18 protein-coding genes are annotated in these 21043 nt (G+C 73.2%); 12 read left to right on the forward strand and 6 right to left on the reverse strand.

The window, feature by feature from the left end; all coding sequences use genetic code 11:
- Positions 1-254 precede the first annotated feature (254 nt).
- Complete coding sequence (gnd, locus tag ABZ948_RS17175; RefSeq protein ID WP_359760327.1) at positions 255-1694, reverse strand: NADP-dependent phosphogluconate dehydrogenase; 1440 nt, start codon at positions 1692-1694, stop codon at positions 255-257.
- A 348-nt stretch (positions 1695-2042) separates the two neighbouring features.
- On the opposite strand from gnd, the gene ABZ948_RS17180 reads away from it, so the two are divergent.
- The gene (locus tag ABZ948_RS17180; protein ID WP_359760329.1) at positions 2043-3338 is read left to right on the forward strand and encodes a transglycosylase family protein; all 1296 of its coding nucleotides are present in this window, start codon (positions 2043-2045) and stop codon (positions 3336-3338) included.
- On the opposite strand, the gene ABZ948_RS17185 is transcribed toward ABZ948_RS17180, so the two are convergent.
- A complete protein-coding gene (locus ABZ948_RS17185) occupies positions 3328-4539 on the reverse strand; it encodes a DMT family transporter (protein WP_359760331.1) in 1212 nt (403 codons plus the stop codon). The genes ABZ948_RS17180 and ABZ948_RS17185 overlap by 11 nt on opposite strands.
- A gap of 228 nt (positions 4540-4767) precedes the next feature.
- Here ABZ948_RS17185 and ABZ948_RS17190 point away from each other — a divergent pair, with 228 nt between their 5' ends.
- From ABZ948_RS17190 to ABZ948_RS17225, 8 genes are all read left to right on the forward strand, one after another.
- Complete coding sequence (locus ABZ948_RS17190; protein WP_359760333.1) at positions 4768-5505, forward strand: (2Fe-2S)-binding protein; 738 nt, start codon at positions 4768-4770, stop codon at positions 5503-5505.
- 39 nt (positions 5506-5544) lie between these two features.
- A complete protein-coding gene (gene glgA, locus ABZ948_RS17195; protein ID WP_359760334.1) occupies positions 5545-6696 on the forward strand; it encodes a glycogen synthase in 1152 nt (383 codons plus the stop codon).
- Between the two features lie 51 nt (positions 6697-6747).
- Positions 6748-7968: a glucose-1-phosphate adenylyltransferase gene (gene glgC, locus ABZ948_RS17200; protein ID WP_359760336.1), complete on the forward strand. Its 1221-nt coding sequence runs from the start codon at positions 6748-6750 to the stop codon at positions 7966-7968.
- A 272-nt stretch (positions 7969-8240) separates the two neighbouring features.
- Positions 8241-9584, forward strand: coding sequence for a wax ester/triacylglycerol synthase family O-acyltransferase (locus ABZ948_RS17205; protein ID WP_359760338.1), 1344 nt, complete (start codon positions 8241-8243; stop codon positions 9582-9584).
- A 105-nt stretch (positions 9585-9689) separates the two neighbouring features.
- A complete protein-coding gene (locus tag ABZ948_RS17210; protein ID WP_359760340.1) occupies positions 9690-11192 on the forward strand; it encodes an SDR family NAD(P)-dependent oxidoreductase in 1503 nt (500 codons plus the stop codon).
- A gap of 375 nt (positions 11193-11567) precedes the next feature.
- Entirely contained in the window at positions 11568-11741 is a 174-nt protein-coding gene (locus ABZ948_RS17215; protein ID WP_167526749.1) for a hypothetical protein, read from the forward strand.
- A 57-nt stretch (positions 11742-11798) separates the two neighbouring features.
- Positions 11799-12281 (forward strand): GNAT family N-acetyltransferase, encoded by a 483-nt coding sequence (locus tag ABZ948_RS17220; RefSeq protein WP_359760343.1) that lies wholly within the window; start codon positions 11799-11801, stop codon positions 12279-12281.
- A 79-nt stretch (positions 12282-12360) separates the two neighbouring features.
- On the forward strand, positions 12361-12966 hold the full coding sequence (locus ABZ948_RS17225) for a GNAT family N-acetyltransferase (protein WP_359760345.1): 606 nt from the start codon (positions 12361-12363) through the stop codon (positions 12964-12966).
- On the opposite strand, the gene ABZ948_RS17230 is transcribed toward ABZ948_RS17225, so the two are convergent.
- Together ABZ948_RS17230 and ABZ948_RS17235 are read right to left on the reverse strand one after the other, a co-directional pair.
- Positions 12938-13357 (reverse strand): VOC family protein, encoded by a 420-nt coding sequence (locus ABZ948_RS17230; protein WP_359760347.1) that lies wholly within the window; start codon positions 13355-13357, stop codon positions 12938-12940. The genes ABZ948_RS17225 and ABZ948_RS17230 overlap by 29 nt on opposite strands.
- A 205-nt stretch (positions 13358-13562) precedes the next feature.
- Complete coding sequence (locus ABZ948_RS17235) at positions 13563-14903, reverse strand: amidase (RefSeq protein WP_359760349.1); 1341 nt, start codon at positions 14901-14903, stop codon at positions 13563-13565.
- Positions 14904-15128: 225 nt separating this feature from the next.
- Between ABZ948_RS17235 and ABZ948_RS17240 the strand changes: the two genes are divergently transcribed.
- On the forward strand, positions 15129-16973 hold the full coding sequence (locus ABZ948_RS17240; RefSeq protein WP_359760350.1) for a glycoside hydrolase family 20 protein: 1845 nt from the start codon (positions 15129-15131) through the stop codon (positions 16971-16973).
- Between the two features lie 12 nt (positions 16974-16985).
- Complete coding sequence (locus ABZ948_RS17245) at positions 16986-18521, forward strand: alpha-L-fucosidase (RefSeq protein ID WP_359760352.1); 1536 nt, start codon at positions 16986-16988, stop codon at positions 18519-18521.
- A 4-nt stretch (positions 18522-18525) separates the two neighbouring features.
- Here ABZ948_RS17245 and ABZ948_RS17250 read toward each other — a convergent pair whose 3' ends face one another.
- Complete coding sequence (locus tag ABZ948_RS17250; protein WP_359760354.1) at positions 18526-19563, reverse strand: alpha/beta hydrolase family protein; 1038 nt, start codon at positions 19561-19563, stop codon at positions 18526-18528.
- A gap of 123 nt (positions 19564-19686) precedes the next feature.
- Here ABZ948_RS17250 and ABZ948_RS17255 point away from each other — a divergent pair, with 123 nt between their 5' ends.
- Positions 19687-20160, forward strand: coding sequence for a carboxymuconolactone decarboxylase family protein (locus ABZ948_RS17255; RefSeq protein ID WP_359760356.1), 474 nt, complete (start codon positions 19687-19689; stop codon positions 20158-20160).
- A gap of 100 nt (positions 20161-20260) precedes the next feature.
- On the opposite strand, the gene ABZ948_RS17260 is transcribed toward ABZ948_RS17255, so the two are convergent.
- On the reverse strand, positions 20261-20965 hold the full coding sequence (locus ABZ948_RS17260; protein WP_359760357.1) for a FadR/GntR family transcriptional regulator: 705 nt from the start codon (positions 20963-20965) through the stop codon (positions 20261-20263).
- Positions 20966-21043 lie beyond the last annotated feature (78 nt).

Here is a 21043-nt window from a genome sequence, read left to right on the forward strand (position 1 = left end):
CCCCACCCCGCCACCGGGACCGACCCCGCCGCCACCGGGACCGACCCCGCCGCCACCGGGACCGACCCCGCCGGGTCCGACCCCGCCCGGCCCCGACCCCGTGCCGGGCCCGAACCCCTCCCCGATCCCTCCGGGACCGGAACCCGTACCGAACCCGGAGCCGGGACCACCGCTGTCCTGAGCCCGGGCACGAGAACGGGGCGGTGGACGGCACCCGGCCGTCCACCGCCCCGTTTCGCACGGTCCTCCCGCGGCTACGCGGAGACCTCCGACCGGTCCTGGCCCCACAGCGTGTGGAACGACCCGTCACGGTCCACCCTCCGGTACGTGTGCGCACCGAAGTAGTCCCGCTGCCCCTGCGTCAGCGCCGCCGGCAGCCGCTCCGCGCGCAGGGCGTCGTAGTAGGCGAGGGCCGCGGCGAAGCCGGGCGTCGGCACGCCCTGCCGGGTCGCGGCGACCAGCACCTCGCGCCAGTCGTCCTGCGCGTCCGCGATCTCCTGCGCGAACGTCGCGTCCGACAGCAGGCTCGGCAGGTCCGGCCGGGTGTCGTAGGCGGAGCGGATCCGGTCCAGGAACGCCGCGCGGATGATGCAGCCGCCCCGCCACAGCGCGGAGACGGCACCCAGGTCGATGTCCCAGCCGTACTCGTCGCGGGCCGCGTCGATCTCGTGGAAGCCCTGCGTGTAGGACACGATCTTCGACGCGTACAGCGCCTGCTCCACCCGGTCGGCGAAGGCCCGGGCCTCCGCCTCGCCCATCGGCTTCGCCGTCGGGCCGGCCAGTCCGCGCGAGGCCTCACGCAGCGCCGCGTGCCCGGACAGCGAGCGCGCGAAGACCGCCTCGGCGATCCCCGACACCGGCACGCCCAGGTCCAGCGCGATCTGCACGGTCCAGCGGCCGGTGCCCTTCTGCTCGGCCTGGTCCACCACCACGTCCACGAACGGCTTGCCCGTCTCCGCGTCCACGTGCGACAGCACCTCGGCCGTGATCTCGATCAGATACGAGTCGAGACGCCCCTGGTTCCAGGTGCGGAAGATCTCCGCGATCTCGGCGGGGGAGTACCCGGCGACGTCCCGCAGCAACTGGTACGCCTCGCCGATGAGCTGCATGTCCGCGTACTCGATGCCGTTGTGCACCATCTTCACGAAGTGCCCGGCACCGTCCGGACCGACGTGGGACACACACGGCGAACCGTCGGCCGCCTTGGCCGAGATCTTCTCCAGCATCGGGCCCAGCGAGTCGTACGACTCCTTCGGGCCGCCCGGCATGATGCTCGGGCCGTTCAGCGCGCCCTCCTCACCGCCGGAGACGCCCATGCCGACGAAGTGGATGCCCTGCTCGCGCAACTCGCGCTCCCGGCGCCGGGTGTCCGCGAAGTGCGCGTTGCCACCGTCGATGATCATGTCGCCGGGCTCCAGCAGCGGCGCGAACTCCCGGATCACCGCGTCCGTCGGCTCACCCGCCTTCACCATCACGACCAGCCGCCGCGGCCGCTCCAGCGCCGCGACGAAGTCCTTCGCGGACTCGCACGCGACGAACTGGCCCTCGCCCCCGAACTCCTCGACAAGGGCGCGGGTGCGCGCGGGCGTCCGGTTGTGCACCGCCACCGTGTAGCCGTTGCGGGCGAAGTTGCGGGCGAGGTTGCGGCCCATGACCGCCAGACCCGTGACGCCGATCTGCGCTGAACTGCTCATTCGGTTCGCTCCTAAAGACTTCGGTACTGGTGCTGCCGGTGCTGCCCACCGGCGTGCCCCCGTCGACCATCCTGACGTGCCGCTGGTCCGTGCGCACGCGCGGGTCGTACGACGTCGTGCAGGCAGATACGCACAGGAGCCACGCGGCACTCAGCCGATGTACGCGTCCCCGCGCACGGCGCACCCGGGCACCGCGTGGCGTACACGGTGCACCGCCGTGGCGCACGTCGCGCAACAGGGGCCTCATACCGGCCATTTGGGCATCCGGGCGGCCGATAGCCGCCTTGTCCTGGCCGGTTCGCAACGCTTACTTTTGCCCCTCCTGACGCATGTCTAGGGGGGCAATCGATGGCCGTACGCGGCCGGCACCGCCGGTATCAGCCGAACAGGATCAACCGCGCCTCACTCACCGTCACCGCGGGCGGCGCGGGCATGGCGCTCCCGTTCATGGGCGCCGGCACGGCGCAGGCGGCGGACGTGGGCACCTGGAACAAGGTCGCCGCCTGTGAGTCCAGCAGCAACTGGAACATCAACACCGGCAACGGCTTCTACGGCGGGCTGCAGTTCACCCAGTCCACCTGGGAGGCGTACGGCGGCCGGGCCTACGCGGCCCGCGCGGACCTGGCCTCCAAGGACCAGCAGATCGCCGTCGCGGAGAAGGTGCTCGACGGGCAGGGCCCGGGCGCCTGGCCGGTCTGCTCGGTCCGGGCCGGACTGACCCGGGGCGGGGGCGAGCCCGACATCCGGCCCGCCGCCGCGGGCACGAAGCAGAACGACGCGCGGAAGAGCGAGAAGGCGACCGGGGAAAGGGACAGCGAGAAGGACCGGAAGAAGGACGGGCAGAAGGACCGGAAGAGGACGTCCATCGAGGACGTCCGGCCGCAGTCCACACCGCAGTCCCGGGCGGGCAGCGCCGAGATGTACACCGTGGTGCGCGGCGACACCCTCTCCGGCATCGCGGCGGACGAGCAGGTCCGGGGCGGCTGGCGCGGCCTGTACACCGCCAACCGCTCGACCATAGGGAGCGACCCCGATCTGATCGTGCCCGGCCAGCGGCTCGCGCTGAGCGGCGAGGGCACGACGAAGACGCGTCCCGCCCACAAGCCGTCTCCGTCGGCCGAGCCGTCCGCGAAGAAGCCGTCGACGAAGAAGCCGTCCCCGGACCGCGCCGAGGAGCACGCCAGGGAACGGGCGAAGGACCAGAAGGAGGAGCGGGCCGCACGGTCGACGGCCACCCGGCAGGGCCTGGTCGCGCCCGTCAGCGCCTCCCTGGGCACGCCCTACCGCAAGGCGGGTTCCGCCTGGTCGCAGGGCTACCACACCGGCGTCGACTTCCCCGTGCCCACGGGCACGTCCGTCAAGTCGGTCGCGGGCGGCACGGTGGTCACCGCGGGGTGGGGCGGCTCGTTCGGCTACCAGGTCGTGATCCGGCACGGCGACGGCCGCTACAGCCAGTACGCCCACCTGTCGGCGATCTCCGTGCGGGACGGGCAGACGGTGAGCGCCGGGCAGCGCATCGGCCGCTCCGGCTCCACCGGCAACAGCTCGGGCCCGCATCTGCACTTCGAGGTGCGGACGGGGCCCGGTTTCGGTACGGACGTCGACCCGGTGGCGTACCTGAGGGCCGGCGGCGTCAGGATCTGACGCGCGTGCGGTGCCGGCCCACCGTGGGCATCGGGACGTACGGGATGCCGTAGAAGGGCACGTAGGAGAGCGGGCGTCGGTCGTCGGCGGACACCGACGGCTCCCCGCTCTCGTACGCGACGTCCGGCCCGGGCGCGGTCCCCGGGCCGGGTACCCGGACCTGCTCGACGAGCAGCGGCGCACCACCGGCCACGACCTCGGCCTCGGCCTCGGCCCGCACGCTCGGCAGGGCCGCCGTGAGGGGGCCCGCTGTGACGGGGCCCGCCGTGAGGGAGCCCGCCGTGACGGAGCCCGTCGCCCCGAGGCCCGTGTCCACGGGGGCCGGCCCGGTCCCCGCGATCTCCAGCCCGGCGCCCTCGCCCTCCGGGTGGGGCTGCGTCAGCCGCTCCGTCGTCAGGAGGATCAGTCCGCCCGCCGCCACCACACCGCAGCCCAGGGCGAGCACCGTGCCCGTCGTGCCGTAGCGGAAGGTTTCGCCGAACATCGTGATGCCGACCGCGGCCGCCACCACCGGGTTCACGACCGTCAGCGTCGCGAGCGGCGCCGCGAGGCCGGCGCCCCGGTAGGCGGCCTGCGACAGCAGCATGCCGGCCGTGGCCAGGACACCGATCACGGCGAGGGACGGCACGTCCGCCGCCGACACCCCGCCGGTCCAGTCGACCGCGACGGTCTTGGTGAACACCGAGGACATGCCGAACGCGATGCCCGAGGCCGTCGCCAGCAGCGTGCTGCGGACCGCCGGGTGCCGGTGCGCGGCACGCGCGGCGATCATCAGCGCCACCACCACACCCGCGGTCACGAGGGCGACAGCCGCCCGCTCGGCCGTGTTCAGCGACTGCGCGTCGGACGCGGCGACCAGGGACAGCAGACCGGCGAGCCCCACCGTCGCCATGATCGCGCCCCGCCAGGCCGTGGCGCCCGCCTTGCGGCCGACGAACAGCGCGGCCATCGGCAGGGCCACCACGATGGTCAGCGCGCCGAGCGGCTGCACCAGGCTGAGGGGGCCGTAGGCCAGCGCCACCACGTGCAGCAGACCGCCGAGGCCGTTGAGCGCCACCGCCGCCCACCAGCCCGGCCGGCGCAGCGGCGCGTACTCCTCGCCCGGCGAGGACTCCGCCACCCGCTCCTGCACGATCGCCCCGCCCGCGTAGGCGACCGCGGAGACGAGGGAGAGCAGGACGGACAACGCGAGGGCGCTCATCGGCTGCTCCTCTGCGTCAGGCGGGGGCGCTCGGCCCGGCGCGGCGATAGGTCGGCTTTCATGACCAACACCCTGCCGTGTCCAGGTCTTCCCGTCGTCGTCCCTGAGCACTCATTGGGTCCTACTGCCGATGGAGTACGAGGGGAACCTCGTCATCCCCAGGGTGGGCGACGCCGGTCGGGGGTCACCGGGTCGCATCCCTTAGGGGCCTTGGTACTACTGCTCTTCGTGGACCTCGACCCCGGCCTCGCCGCGCTCCGCCCGCTGGGCGGCTTCTTCGTGCTGCGCACGGAGGGAGCCGCGGCCGGGCCTCTTCCCACTCTCGCACAGGCCTACGCCGAGCGGTCACCGGATGTAGCGGGAAATCCCCTGATTTTCCGGGTCCACAAGGTCGCGAACGCCCTGCGCGCCCCGGAGTTGCGGGTCGCCGCGTCCGTGACCCACCAGGGGCTCGCGGCCCGGCTCTGGTCGGTGACGCTCGGCTGCGCCGCGCTGTACGGCGGCATCCCCGACCTCGACGCCCGGCTGCTGCACTGGGACGCCGACGGCAGCGCCCCCGACGACCTGTGGCTGTCCGACGTACGGCCGCTGCCCGGGGACGCGCCGACCCTCGCGGACACCGTCCTGCACGGCCACCTCGAACCCCTCTCGGCCGCCCTGCGCGCCCACCACCGCCTCGCCCCGGGCCTGCTGCGGGGCAACGCCGCCTCCGCGCTGGCGGGCGCCGCCCGGGAGTTCGACCGCTGGGCGCGCGGGCAGGGCCGTACGGACGCCGCCGCCCGGGCCCGCTCCCTGGCCGCGGAACTCCTCGCGCACCCGCTGCTCGACGGCGCCGGAACCCTCACCGGCACGGCCTTCCGGCGCCGCAGCTGCTGCCTGTACTACCGGGTGCCCGGCGGGGGCGTCTGCGGCGACTGTTGTTTCCCGAGGCCGCCCCGCTCTTCCCCACGCGCCACATCTGGGTGACCATGAAAGGGAACGGCCGCTGAGAGCAGGGAGTTGCGGGTGCGCGTCGGACTGCTGACCCGGGAGTACCCGCCGGACGTGTACGGCGGCGCAGGTGTCCACGTGGAGTTCCTCGCCCGGGAGCTGAGACCCCTGGTCGACCTGGACGTGCACTGCTGGGGCGAGGGCCGCGCCGACGGCGTGCTGCGCCACCGCCCCTGGTCCGCGCTCGACGGGTCCAACGACGCGCTGCGCACCTTCTCCGTCGACCTCGCGATGGCCGCCGCCCTGCAGGGCCGCGAGCTGGTCCACTCCCACACCTGGTACGCCAACCTCGGCGGCCATCTCGCCAAGCTGCTGTACGGCATCCCGCACGTGATGACCGCGCACTCCCTGGAGCCGCTGCGCCCCTGGAAGGCCGAGCAGCTCGGCGGCGGCTACGAGCTGTCCAGCTGGGCCGAGCGCACCGCGATCGAGGCCGCCGACGCGGTGATCGCCGTGTCCGGAGCCATGCGGGAGGACATCCTCGGCTGCTACCCGGCGCTGGACCCGGAGAAGGTCCACGTCGTGCACAACGGCATCGACACGAGCCTGTACCGGCCCGACCACGGCACGGACGCCCTGGACCGGATCGGCCTGGACCGCTCCCGCCCGTACGTGCTGTTCGTCGGGCGGATCACCCGGCAGAAGGGCGTGCCCCACCTGCTGCGCGCGGTGCGGGACATCGACCCGGCCGCGCAGGTCGTGCTGTGCGCGGGCGCCCCCGACACGCCGGAGATCGACCGGGAGTTCCGCGAGCTGTTCGCGGAGCTGAGCGCGGTCCGCGACGGCGTGCACTGGATCCCGAAGATGCTGCCGCGTCCGGAGGTGATCCAGCTCCTGACGCACGCCGCGCTGTTCGTCTGCCCGTCGGTGTACGAGCCGCTCGGCATCGTGAACCTGGAGGCGATGGCCTGCGGCACGCCCGTGGTGGCCTCGGCGGTCGGCGGCATCCCCGAGGTGGTGGACGACGGCACGACCGGGCTGCTCGTCCCGCCCGGCGACGGCTTCGAGGCGGGGCTCGCCCGGGCCATGGACGCCGTCCTGGGCGACCCGGCGGCCGCCCGGCGGATGGGCGAGGCCGGGCGGGAACGCGCGGTCGGCGAGTTCGGCTGGGACGCGGTGGCCCGCCGCACGGTCCGGCTCTACGAGGAGATCGTCAAACAGGCTTAGTGCGTGCTGCTCAGGGGCAGGCATCGGGAAATCGGCGTGAGGGGAGCGGCCATGCGTGGTGGTGGTCCTTCGGTCCTGGGGATCGTGCTGGCGGGCGGCGAGGGCAAGCGGCTGATGCCCCTGACCGCGGACCGAGCCAAACCGGCGGTGACCTTCGGCGGCACGTACCGCCTGGTCGACTTCGTCCTGTCCAACCTCGTCAACGGCGACATCCTGCGCATCTGCGTCCTGACGCAGTACAAGTCGCACTCGCTGGACCGACACATCACGACCACCTGGCGGATGTCCAACCTGCTGGGCAACTACGTGACACCCGTGCCCGCCCAGCAGCGTCTCGGCCCCCGCTGGTACCTGGGCAGCGCCGACGCGATCCTGCAGTCGCTGAACCTCGTCTACGACGAGCAGCCCGAGTACGTCGCCGTCTTCGGCGCCGACCACGTGTACCGCATGGACCCGCGCCAGATGCTCGCTCAGCACATCGACAGCGGCGCGGGCGTGACGGTCGCCGGGATCCGGGTGCCGCGCACCGAGTCCTCGTCGTTCGGGGTGATCACACCGGGCTCGGACGGCCAGACGGTGGAGCGCTTCCTGGAGAAGCCGGCCGACCCGCCGGGGCTCGCCGACGACCCCAGTTGCGTCTTCGCCTCGATGGGCAACTACATCTTCACCACCAAGGCCCTCATCGAGGCGCTGAAGCGGGACGCGGAGGACGAGTCCTCCGTGCACGACATGGGCGGCTCGATCCTGCCCCAGCTGACCGACCGGGGCGAGGCGGCGCTGTACGACTTCAGCGCCAACCACGTGCCCGGCGAGACCACCCGCGACCAGGGCTACTGGCGGGACGTCGGGACGCTGGACGCCTACTACGAGGCCCACATGGACCTGATCGCCGAGCGCCCCGCCTTCAACCTGTACAACCGCAGCTGGCCGATCTACACGCACTCGTACCAGCTCTCGCCGGCCCGCTTCAACGCCGGCGGCATCGCCAGCGAGTCCATCATCAGCGCGGGCTGCCTGGTCCGCGGGCAGGTCACCCGGTCCGTGCTGTCGCCGGGCGTGGTGGTCGACCCGGGGGCCGTGGTGCAGGGCTCGGTGCTCCACGACAACGTGCACATCGGGCGGGGCGCGGTGGTGCGCGGCGCCGTCCTCGACAAGAACGTCGAGGTGCCGCCGGGCGCCACGATCGGCGTCAACCCGGAGCGCGACGCGGAGCTGTACACGGTGTCCAAGGGCGGGGTCATCGCCCTCGGGAAGGGCCAGCGGGTCACCTGACGCGGCCAGCGGGTCACCTGACGCGGCGCGGGCGGCCGCCGACGCCCCGCAGGCCCATGACGCCTCCCGGGTGACTCCCACGGGGTGCCCGGCGCCGCGACCTGTGCTGGACTGACCGCACACGCACCATGAGTCCCGCCCCTTTCACCGGCGCGGGACTCAAGAGTGGGACTTAATCCGCTGTTAACTGTGCGTAGCCTGATCGTACTTGACCGTAATCGGCTGGGGGCGATTGACTGCTGGCCCACCCGTCGTCGACGCGAGGCAAGCCCTTGACTGCTGACCTGCTCGCTCCTCTCGACCTGGCGTTCTGGAACATCGAGTCCGCCGACCACCCGATGCACCTCGGCGCGCTCGGGATCTTCTCCGCGCACTCGCCCGCCGCGGGCGCCCACGCGGCGGACCTGCTCGCCGCCCGCGCCGCCGGCGTGCCCGGACTGCGGATGCGGATCCGCGACGTGTGGCAGCCGCTGCCCTCCGCCCTGCGCCGCCCGCTCGCCTTCGGCGGCGCGGCCCGCGAGCCGGACCCGGGCTTCGACCCCCTGCACCACGTGCGGCTGCACGCGCCGACCGCCGACTTCCACGCGGAGGCCGGCCGGCTCATGGGGCGTCCGCTGGAGCGCGGCCGGCCGCCCTGGGAGGCCCATGTGCTGCCGGGGGAGGACGGCGTCTGCTTCGCGGTGCTGTTCAAGTTCCACCACGCCCTCGCCGACGGGCTGCGGGCGCTGACGCTCGCCGCTGGCGTCATGGACCCGATGGACATGCCCGCACCCCGGCCCCGCCCCGCGGAGCCCCCGCGCGCACTGCTGCCGGACGTACGCGACCTGCCCGGCCTCATGCGCGGCGCCCTGTCGGACGTCGGCCGCGCCCTGGACATCGGCGCCTCCGTCGCCCGCTCCTCACTGGACGTGCGCTCCACCCCCGCCCTCGCCTGCGAGCCGAGCGGCACCCGCCGCACCGCCGGGGTGGTGCTCGACCTCGACGACGTGCACCGGATCCGCAAGACCGTCGGCGGCACCGTCAACGACGTCCTCATCGCGGTCGTCGCCGGCGCCCTGCGCCGCTGGCTCGACGAGCGCGGCGACGGCAGCGAGGGCGTCGCCCCCCGCGCCCTGATCCCGGTCTCCAAGCGCCGCCCGCGCACCGCCTACCCGCAGGGCAACCGGCTCTCCGGGTACCTGATACGGCTTCCGGTCGACGACCCCGACCCGCTGGCCCGCCTCGCCTCGGTCCGCACCGCCATGGACCGCAACAAGGACGCCGGCCCCAACCGGGGCGCCGGCGCCGTGGCGCTGCTCGCCGACCACGTCCCCGCCCTCGCCCACCGGCTCGGCGGTCCCCTGGTCGGCCAGGCGGCCCGGCTCTGGTTCGACATCCTCGTGACCAGCGTGCCCCTGCCCAGCCTCGGCCTGAAGCTCGGCGGCCACCCCCTCACCGCCGTCTTCCCCCTCGCCCCGCTGGCCCCGGGCCACTCCCTGGCGGTCGCCGTCTCCACCTATCGCGGCGCCGTCCACTACGGCCTCGTGGCCGACGGCGAGGCGGTCCCGGACCTCGACCTGTTCGCGACCGCCGTCTCCAAGGAGGTGGCGACGCTGATCAAGGCCTGCCGGTCCTGATCGGCGCGAGTTTGGCGGTGCGGCCCGGCGCTGAAGTAAAATCCGCCGTTCGACAGCGGGCGCGACGGGCGCGCCGCGACGGCAGAGCAGGGAACGACAGCGGCGATGACGGTGACAGAGGACGGCCCGCAGGCCATGGACGAGGCGAGCGGGCTCTCGTACGGACCGGGCATCGACCCCGAGCGCCTGGCCGTCTGCCTCAGCGTGCTCGAGGAGCTCGACAAGCTGGAGGTCGACCACCCGGACGCCATCGCGGTGCGCCGGGCCACCGCCGGCATCTACCGCACGGTCAAGCAGCGCCGTCGCCAGGAGCGCCGGGCCGCCAAGACCGCCCACGACAAGGCGGTCACGGAGGCCACGGCGACCGGCTCCGCCCAGCGCATCGACGACGAGACCGAGGGCCTGCTGCCCTCCTCGCGCACCGAGGAGGGCCGGATCGCGGGGATACTCCAGCGCCCGCGCTCCTGCTACACCTGCAAGACCCGGTACGTGGAAGTCGACTACTTCTACCACCAGCTCTGTCCGGACTGCGCCCGCGTCAACCGCGAGAAGCGCGACGTCCGCGCCGACCTCACCGGCAAACGCGCCCTGCTCACCGGCGGCCGCGCCAAGATCGGCATGTACATCGCGCTGCGGCTGCTGCGCGACGGCGCCCACACCACGATCACCACCCGCTTCCCGAAGGACGCCATCCGCCGCTTCAAGGCGATGGACGACTCCGGCGACTGGATGCACCGCCTGGAGGTCGTCGGCATCGACCTGCGCGACCCGGCGCAGGCCGTGGCCCTCGCGGAACAGGTCGCCGAGGCGGGCCCGCTCGACATCCTCGTCAACAACGCGACCCAGACCGTGCGCCGGCTGCCGTCCGCCTACGCCGCCCTGGTCGAGGGGGAGAGCGCGCCGCTGCCCGCCGGGGAGCTGCCCGCCCACCACGTCATCGGCGCGTTCAACTCCGGCGCGGTCGACGGCCTCGCCGCGCTGCCGCTCGGCAGCAGCGGCCTCGACGCGCAGAAGGTCGCCGACCTCGCCCTGGTCGCCGGCAACGCCAGCGTCGAACGGCACCTCGACGGCACGGCGATCGACGCGGGCGGTCTCGTCCCCGACGTCGTCGACACCAACACCTGGGTGCAGACCATCGAGCAGATCTCCCCGGTGGAGCTGCTGGAGACCCAGCTGTGCAACTACACGGCGCCGTTCATCCTGATCAGCAAGCTGCGTCCGGCGATGGCCGAGGCGGCGAAGAAGGCGGCGAGCGGCCGCGCGTACGTCGTCAACGTGTCGGCGATGGAGGGGGTCTTCGGCCGCGGCTACAAGGGTGCGGGGCATCCGAACACCAACGCCGCGAAGGCCGCGATGAACATGGTCACGCGGACCAGCGCCCAGGAGATGTTCCAGACCGACGGCATCCTGATGACCTCGGTCGACACCGGGTGGATCACGGACGAGCGGCCCCACTACGACAAGTTGCGGCTCGCCGAGGCCGGGTTCCACGCGCCGCTCGACCTCGTCGACGGCGCTGCCCGGGTGTACGACCCGATCGTGCGGGGCGAGGCGGGGGAGGACCTCTACGGGGTCTTCCTCAAGGACTACGCGCCGGGGAAGTGGTAGGGACCGGTCGGCTCGAAACCGTCGTCACCGGCCTACGCCGAACGGGCGATCCGCACAACGCCCTCGCGCGGACAAAACGGTACGGAAACGCGTGCTGAACGCGGGATGACGCGCGATCGTTACCGTCTGTTTTCAGCCCCATCGAGCGGGGGCCCGCTCATTTGGTTAATCTGGAGCGGACGGACAGCAGCACGGGGTCCTACCCACACCCACGGTCCGTCATGGGACAAGCCGGTTCACCACGGCCTGCTCTCCCGTGAGTCGACCGGCGCCACCGCGTCCGAACTGCATTTGACATCAGAGCCCGAGCGGGCGTCAGGCGCAGCAGGACCGGCGCGGACGTCCCGAGGGTGACCGACACATAAGGAGTGCGCGGTGACACCGGAGAAGACGAATCGCGATCAGCGCCCCAAGGAACGCGGCGAGCGCGCCGGCCGACGGGCCGACGAGCTCGGCAGCCTTGACGTGTGGGCCCGTTCGGCCCCGATCCGCCTCGCGGGCTACGAGGACGACCTCGCAGAGCCCCACATCCTGCCCAGCGTCGACTGACGGCGGGCGCACCCCCTCCGCGATCACCGACCGCACGGCCGTGCCACACTCGCATCCATGCTGATCAGGGAAGCAACGGCGGACGACTGGCCGCGCATCTGGCCGTTCTGGCACCGCATCGTCGCCGCCGGCGAGACCTACGCCTGGGACCCGGGTACCTCCGAGGAGGAGGCCCGGGTCCTGTGGATGAACCCCGCGAAACGCGTCTACGTCGTCGAGGACGACGGCGGAACCGTCGTCGCCTCCGCCTACCTCACCCCCAACTACGGCGGGCCCGCCGCCCGGATCGCCAACGCGGGCTTCATGGTCGACCCGGACCAGGGCGGCCGGGGCCACGGCCGCGCCCTCGCCGAACACCTGCTGACCGAGGCCCGGGCGGCCGGCTACCGCGGCATGGTGTTCAACGCGGTCGTCGAGACCAACCCGGCCGTGAAACTGTGGACCTCCCTGGGCTTCACCGTCCTCGGCACCGTCCCGGACGCCTTCGATCACCCTCGGCACGGCCGGGTGGGGCTGCACATCATGTACCGGGCGCTGTAGACCGTCTACCGGGCGCTGTAGCCCAACTACCGAGCGCCGTAGACCATCCACCGGGCGCTGTGGACCATCGGAGGAGCCCATGACCGGTCTTCGGGTGAGACCTCTCGCTGCGGCCACCTGGCCGGACTTCGCCGCTCTGGTCGAGCGGCACAAGGGCGTGTGGGGCGGCTGCTGGTGCATGGCCTTCCATCCCGAGGGCCTGAGCCGCGACCGGGACCCGGAGCAGAACCGCTCCGAGAAGGAGACCCGCGTCCGCGAGGGCCACGCGCACGCCGCCCTCGTCTACGACGGCCCGGACTGCGTCGGCTGGAGCCAGTTCGGGCCGCCCGCCGAACTGCCCCGCATCAAACACCGGCGCGCCTACGAGAAGGACCTCGACGCCCTCCCGGACTGGCGCGTCACCTGCTTCTTCGTCGATCGCGCCCACCGCGGTCGGGGAGTCGCCGCCGCGGCCCTCGAAGGCGCCCTCCAGGAGATCGCGCGGCTCGGCGGCGGATCCGTGGAGGGCTACCCCGAGGACACCGAGGGCCGGAAGGTCTCGGCGTCGTTCCTGTTCACCGGCACGGTGACGCTGTTCGAGGGCCGGGGCTTCGAGCGGGTCCGGCGCCTCGGCAAGCATCACTGGGTCATGTCCCGGACGGTCCCGGAACGGGCCGTCAGGGCCGGACGTACGGCCGGGTCATGATCTCCATGTTGTGGCCGTCCGGGTCGTCGAAGTAGGCACCGCGACCACCGAACAGGTCGTTGACCCGGCCCGGCTCTGTGTGGCTCGGGTCGGCGTAGTACGTCACCCCGAGCTTCTCCAGGCGGCTGACCATCGCGTCGAACTGCTGCTCGGGCACGAGGAACGCGTAGTGCTGCGGCTGGATCGGCTCGTCCGTCTTCTCGTAGTAGTCGAGGGTCACGCCGTTGCCCAGGTCGACGGGCAGGAACGGCCCGAAGGGGGCACCGACCTCCAGGCCCAGCACCGCCGCCAGGAACTCGGCCGAGAGCCGGCGGTCCGAGGCGTACACGGCGGTGTGGTCGAGGTGGGCGACGGTGGCCGGCAGGGCAGGGGTGTGCTGTGTGTGGGACATGGGGTTTGTTCGTCTCCGGTTCACTGGTCGGTGAGAACGCGCCGCGGGGCGCGGAAAAGAAGGGAACGGAGACGGGAGGCGGGGCGCGTGCCCGCTCCGGCACTCGGGCGGGGCCGGGCGGGGTCACCCCCGCCGTGCTCACGCCGAGGCCGGGCGCCTCACTCGTGCATGGCCCACGGCCGACCCGGCAGTCACCCGGCCGACTCTAGTTCACCGGCGCGGTACGCCGCCACGGATTTCTCTCCTCCAACTGGGCCGCCACGTCCAGCAGTCGGGACTCCGAGCCGGGGCGTCCCACCAGTTGCACGGAGCAGGGAGCGCCGGAGGGGAGGGTTCCGCAGGGGACGGCCATGGCGGGCCAGCCGGTCAGGTTCCACGCGGGCGTCAGCGGTGAGTAGTTCGTGTTGGCCAGTACGTTGCTCAGCCAGCCCCGCTCGTGCCAGGGCCCGGCCTTGGGGGAGCGGCGGGCGAGCGCGGGCGTGAGCAGCACGTCGTACTCCGTGAAGAACGGCTCCAGCCGTCGCCGCAGCCGTTCCCGGCCGCCCCCGGAGCTCACCGCGGCCAGGAAGGGGCGGCCGACCCGGGCGTGGACGCGGGTGCGCCGCGTCAGCAGGCGGGGGTCGAGGCCCTGGGCGTCCGCGGCCGTGCCCGCGGTCCAGTGGGTCAGCGAGGTCGTGGCGAGGGACAGGGGGTAGGGCGGGTCGGCGCGGCGGACCTGATGGCCCGCCCGCATCAGCGCCCCGGCCGCCTCGCGGGCCGCCGTCGCGTACGGGCGGCTGATGGTGACGCCGGCCAGCGGACTGCGCAGCGACACGGCGACCCGGAGCGTGCCCGGCTCGGACCGGGGAGCGGGCACGGTGCCGGCGAGGACCGCGAGCATCAGGCGGGCGTCCTCGACGGTCGTGGCGAGCGGGCCGTGCTCCGCCATGCCGAACCAGGTGCTGCCCTCGCCCGCCGGGACCACTTTGCTCCCCGGCTTGATGGTGACCAGGCCGCAGTTGGCGGCCGGTATGCGCAGGGAGCCCATGCCGTCGTTGCCCAGGGCGATCGGCACCATCCCGGCGGCGACGGCGGCCGCGCTGCCGCCCGACGAACCGCCCGCCGAGCGCGCCGGGTCCCAGGGGTTGCGCGAGGTGCCCAGCACGCCGTCCGTCGTACCGAAGACGCACAGTTCGGGCACGTGCGTCAGACCCACCACCACCGCGCCCGCGGCGCGCAGCCGGGCCACCGTCACATGGTCCTGGGTGGCGGGCGTGTCCGGTGTCGCGGCCGAGCCGACGCGCCGGGACTCGCCGCGCACCGCGAGGTTGTCCTTGACGGCCACGGGCACCCCGGCCAGCGGCAGTCCGTCCAGACCGCCGCGGGCGGCCACCTCGTCGGCCTCGGCCAGCGCCGCCTCGGCGCGGACGGTGCGGAAGGCACCCACCCGGCCGTCGAGCCGCTCGATCAGGGCGAGGTGCTCGGCGACCACCTCCCGGGGTGTGACCCGCTTCTCGCGGACGGCGGCGGATATCTCGGCGGCGGTGCGGCCGGCCCAGGTGGTCACAGCGGCTCCTCGGAGGGGAGAGACGGGCTTACTGGCGAGTACGTAGGGAGAACTGTGCACCGGCCGGGGGCGCACGTCGAGGCAGCGGGCTGTTTTATGCGCCCTGCTACACCCCTGGCGCCCCCAGGACCTCCGATCACCGGCTTCAACTTCCGTGCGTGCAGGCCCCATTGACAGCCGAAGCGGCCAGCTCAATCATCAGACGTCCGATGATTGGGGAGCCGTATGACCGAGTGCACAAGACGACGGGTGCGGTGGGCCGGGATCCTGGCGGCGCTGACGCTGCTCGTCACCCCGGCACCCGCGGTCGCCCGGGAGGAGCCGCGGACACCGGTCACCGTGCCCGCACTCGCCGACTGGTCGCCGGAACCCGGCGGTTACACCTACGGCCCGGAGACCCGGCTCGTGGCCGCGACCGGTGCCGCACGCCGCGTCGCCGGCACCCTGGCGGCCGACCTCCGCGCGGCGGGCCACGGCACGGTCCCGGTCGTCGGGGGCGGAGCCCGGGCCGGTGACATCGTCATCGACATCAGGCCCGGCAGGACCTCGCTCGGCCCCGAGGGCTACGAACTCCATGCCGGCCGGCGGCTGTCGGTGACCGGTGCCACCGAGGCCGGAGCCTTCTACGGCACCCGCACCCTGCTCCAACTCCTCGCGCAGGGCGACCGCGTCCCCGCCGGACGCACCGTCGACGTGCCCCGCTACCGGGAACGGGGCGTCGGCGTCTGCGCCTGCTACATCCACGTCTCCCTGCCCTGGCTGGAGAACCTGGTGCGCGAGATGGCGTACCACAAGCTGAACCAGCTGCTCCTCGAACTGAAGGTGAAGAGCGACGCCCACCCCGAGGCGAACACCTGGGGCTACTACACCAAGGACGAGATCCGCCGGCTGGTCGCCCTCGGCGAGAAGTACCACGTCGAGATCGTTCCCGAGATCAACTCCCCGGGCCACATGGACCCGTGGATCGAGAACCGGCCCGACCTCCAGCTCACCGACGCCGACGGCACCAGGCAGCCGTCACGGCTGGACATCACCCGGCCCGAGGCCTTCGCCTACTACACGAGCCTGATGGACGAGTACGCCCGGGTCTTCCCCGCGCGGCAGTGGCACATGGGCGCCGACGAGTACATGCTCGGCTCCGACTTCGCCAAGTACCCCCAGGTGCTGCGCTACGCGCGGGAACGGTACGGCCCGGACGCCACACCGCAGGACGCCTTCGTGGACTTCGTCAACCGCGTCCACGCCCACGCGGCCGCCCAGGGGAGGCGGCTGCGGATCTGGAACGACGGGCTCACCGGCGCCAACACCGTGCCGGTGGCGGCCGGGACGACGGTCGAGCACTGGCTGGACGTGGCCGTCGAGCCCAGCCGGCTCATCGCCCAGGGCCACCCCTTGATGAACGCGGCCTACGCGCTCTACCTCGTCCGCGGCGGCTTCCACACCGACACCGAGGCGCTGTACGACCAGAGCTGGGACCCGCGCAGCTTCGAGGGCGAGAAACTCTCCTCCGCCGACGGCATCACCGGCGCCAAGATCAGCCTCTGGCCCGACAACGGCCGCGGGGAGACCGAGAACGAGGTCGCCGTCGCCCTGTGGCCCGCCCTGCGGCACATCGCGCAGGCCACCTGGGGCGAACCGCGCCCCGACGCCACGTACGCCGGGTTCACCGCGCGCGGTGCGGCGGTGGGGCACGCGCCCGGATGGCGGGACCTGACCCGCGTGCAGGTGGCGGACGGTACCCACACCTTCCGGACGTCCGGCGCCTCCTTCACCGCCGCCGTCCGGCGCACCCCCGACGGCTACGTGACGCTGCGCACCGCGGACGGCTGCCTGGAGGTGCGCGGCGGGAGGCTCACGCTCAACGTGCCCCTCCAGCCCGGCGTCGAGGTGACGCCCGGGGTCTGCGACCCCGCCGACACCCTCCAGCGCTGGCAGCCGGTCCCGGCCCCGGGCGGCGGACACCGGCTCGTCAACGCCATCACGCGGATGACCGTCAGCGTGACGGACGACGGCCGGCTCGCGCAGTACCCGCCCGACCAGCGCACGCCCGCCGTCTGGCACCTGACCTGAGGAGTCATCGCCATGGCCGTGTCCCGACGCGTGTTCCTCGCCTCGGCCTCCGCCCTCGCCGCGACCGCCGGCCCGGCGGCACCCGCACGCGCGGTTCCCGAGGACCCCCACCATCGCATCCCCGTCAGCCCCGACGACACCGCCGAGGACCTGCTCCGCAAGGCCTCCCGGGTGCGCCCCACCGCACGGCAGATCGCCTGGCAGCGCCTGGAGCGCACCGCGTTCCTGCACTTCGGCGTGAACACCTTCACCGGCCTGGAGTGGGGCACCGGCGACGAGGACCCCGACGTCTTCCAGCCGGCCGGACTCGACACCGACCAGTGGGCCCGCGCCCTGCGCGACGGCGGCTTCGAACTCGCCATCCTCACGGTCAAACACCACGACGGCTTCGTCCTCCACCCCTCCCGCTACACCCGTCACACGGTGGCGTCGAGCAGCTGGCGCGACGGCCGGGGCGACGTCCTGCGCGCGTTCGCCGACTCCATGCGACGGCACGGCATCAAGGTCGGCGTCTACATCTCGCCCGCCGACGAGAACCAGTACCTGCACGGTGTGTACGCCAACGGCAGCGCCCGCACCGACCGGACCATCCCCACCCTCGTCCCCGGCGACGACCGCACACCGCCCCGCTTCCACACCCTTCCGGCCACCGACTACGGCGCCCACATGCTCAACCAGCTCTACGAGGTGCTCACCGAGTACGGCCCGGTCGACGAGGTGTGGTTCGACGGGGCCCAGGGGCACATCCCGCCGGACAAGGTCGAGAAGTACGACTGGGACAGCTGGTACGCCCTCGTGCGGGAGCTCGCCCCGGACGCCGTCGTCGCCGTGACCGGGCCGGACGTGCGCTGGGTCGGCAACGAGGGCGGCCTGGCCCGGGAGGACGAGTGGAGCGTCGTACCCGTCCGGGAGAGGGACCACGGGCGGACCGACTACGCCCTGCCCTACGACGCCCCCGACATGGGCAGCCGGGACGCGCTGGTCGCCGCCCGGCCCGTGGCCGACTTCCTGCAGTGGTGGCCCGCCGAGTGCGACGTGTCGATCCGGGACGGCTGGTTCTACCACCCCGACCAGCGGCCCAAGAGCGTCGAGCAGCTGACGGACCTCTACTTCCGCTCCGTCGGCCGGAACTCCGTGCTGCTGCTCAATGTCCCGCCGGACACGGACGGGTTGCTGCCCGCCGCCGACGTGGCCCGGCTGCGGGAGTTCCGCGAGCGGATCGACCGGGAGCTGCCGGAGGACCTCGCCCGCGGCGCCCGGACGAGCCGGACGCCGGGCGGGGTCACCGTCGACCTCGGCGGGGAGCGGGAGGTGGACCGGGTGCGGCTGGCGGAGGACATCCGGTACGGGCAGCAGGTCGAGAGCTTCGTCGTGGAGGCGTACCGGGACGGCCGCTGGACCGAGGCGGCCCGGGCGGGGGTCATCGGCGCGAGCCGGATCCTGCTGCTGCCGGAGGCCCTGCGGGCCCGCCGCTGGCGGGTACGGGTGACCGGGGCGCGCGGGGGCGTGCGGATCGCGGAGTTCGGGCTGTACCGCTCGCGGGTGTGAGTCGCTAGCGCAGGTGCCGGGCGAAGAAGGCCTCGGTGGCGGCCATCTCGGACGCCCACCGGGGGCCGAACGTGTGGCCCTCGCCGGGGACGGTGCGCAGTTCGACGTCCTTGCCCGCCTCCTCGAACGCGGCCGCGGCCTCGCGTGACCAGGCGAGGGGGCAGGTGTCGTCGGCGGTGCCGTGCTGGATCAGCAGGGGCTCGGTCGCCCGGTCGGCGAAGGTGAGGGGCGAGACGTCGCGCCAGAAGGCCGGGTCCTCCCCGGGCGTGCCGTGCTTCTCCTCGATCTCGGCCACGAGGGGGTCGCCGTCGGGCCGCTGGAAGTGGTCGATGTTCTCTTCCGGCCGTCCGCTCACCGGCGCGTACGCGACCGCCGCGTCGAACAGCCCGGGCGCCACGACCAGCGTGTTGTACACGACCCCGCCGCCCATGGACCGGCCGAACAGGCCGATGCGGTCGCCGTCGATCTCCGGCCGCCCGGAGTCGCGCAGGGCCAGCGCGGCCCCGATGACGTCCTCGGTGTAGCCGAGGCGCAGGTCGACGTCGTTGTCCGGGTCCTCGTCGGAGCGGGCGTGGTTGCGGTAGTCGGTGTGCAGGACGACGTAGCCGCCGCGGGCCAGGCGGTCCTGCTCGCGGGGCATGCCCTGGCCGCTGACGTAGACGTCCGGGTCGATGTACCCGTGCGCCAGCACCAGCGCCGGGAAGGGGCCCTCGCCCTCGGGGATGTTCATGATCCCCGAGATCGTCAGGCCGTTCGCCTCGTACGTGACGGCGTACCGGGTGTAGGCGGAGGTGCGGTCGAGCACGGCGCCGAGGCGCAGGTCGGAGCCGGTGTGCTCGCGCCGCATCAGGGCCGGGAGGGAGACGGGGTCGGCGGGGGCGGCGGTGGGGGTGGGGGAGGGCGTGCCGCGTGGGCTCTCGCTCGTGGCCCGGGCCGGTGCCGGGGACGGCTCGGGCGCGTCGTCGTCCCCGCCGCCGGTGCAGCCGAGCGCGACGGCCAGCAGCAGTCCGGCGGCGGCACCGGCGGTACCCCGTGGCCGCATACGGTCCATTGTGACCCCGTTCGAACGGAGGGAGAGACACAGGTCACATCCGTGCATGTCACATCCGGGTGAGGCCGCCGGCTCATAAGGGCGTAAGCACCGACAACGACGAAGGAGCTCACCATGAGCGCGCGTCTGGACGTCTTCGCCACCCCGAGCGGGAGCAAGCTCGTCAAGCAGTTCACCTCCGTGGGACGGCTGGTCGTGGAGTCGGCCCTGCCGGCCGCCACCCGGGAGCTGGTCTCGCTGCGGGTGAGCCAGATCAACGGGTGCGCGGTCTGCATCGACATGCACACCAAGGAGGCCGCGGCGGCGGGCGAGTCCTCCGTACGCCTCCACCTGGTCGCGGGGTGGCGTGAGGCCACGGTCTTCACCGACGCCGAGCGCGCCGCCCTGGAACTCGCCGAACAGGGCACCCGGATCGCGGACGGGGCCGGCGGGGTCCCGGACGAGGTGTGGGAGCGGGCCGTCAAGCACTACGACGAGGAGCAGCTCGTCGCGCTGGTGACCCTCATCGCCTTCATGAACACCGCGAACCGGCTGAACGTCATCCTCCAGCAGCCGGCGGGCGACTACCGGCCCGGCCAGTTCAAGTAGCGGCACGGCCGGTTCGAGCAGCGGCCCGGCCGGTTCAAGCAGCGGCGGCACACCGGGCCCTGGGCGTGTCCTGGGGCCCACACCGGGCCCTGGGCGTGTCCTAGGGCCCGAGCTGTGCCCGCAGCCACTCCTCCACCTCGCCCACGTGCGCGGCCGCCGCCGCGCGGGCCGCCTCCGGGTCGTGGGCGGCCAGGGCGCGGTGGATCGCCGCGTGTTCGCGGCGGGTGCGGGCGAAGGCGCCCTCCTCCTGGTAGCCGCGCCAGACCCGGGCGCGGAAGGTCCGCGACGACAGGCCCTCCAGGATCGCGGCCATCGTCTCGTTGCCCGCGGCCGTCGCGATCACGCGGTGGAAGGCCAGGTCGTGGGCGAGGATCTCCTCCGGATCGTCCGTGGCGTTCATCGCCGCCAGGTGCTTCTCCACCTCGGCCAGCTGGTCACGGGTGATCCGCGCGGCGGCCAGCGCCGTCGCCGTCGACTCCAGGATCCGCCGGATCTCCAGCAGCTCCACCAGGCGCGGGCCGCGTGACAGGTCCGCCACGACACCGAAGGTCTCCAGCAGGTCGCCGGCCTCCAGCTGCGTGACGTAGATGCCCGACCCGTGCCGGGCCTCCAGCACGCCCAGCACCGTCAGCGCGCGGATCGCCTCCCGCATCGAACTGCGGGAGATGCCCAACTGCGCGGCCAGGTCCCGCTCGGTCGGCAGCCGCTGGCCCGGCTCCAGCCGGCCCTCGCCGATCATCGCCTTGATCCGCTCGATGGCGCGCTGCGTCACGGTGCCCTTCTGCGGGGCCGTCTCGTCGTCCACGCCAGTCCTCCGATCACAGCGCTCCGGCGCAGTCTAACCACCGAGGTGGTCGGACCACTATGCGTCAGAGACGCGGAA

Source organism: Streptomyces olindensis, from assembly GCF_040645895.1.
Taxonomy (GTDB): domain Bacteria; phylum Actinomycetota; class Actinomycetes; order Streptomycetales; family Streptomycetaceae; genus Streptomyces; species Streptomyces olindensis.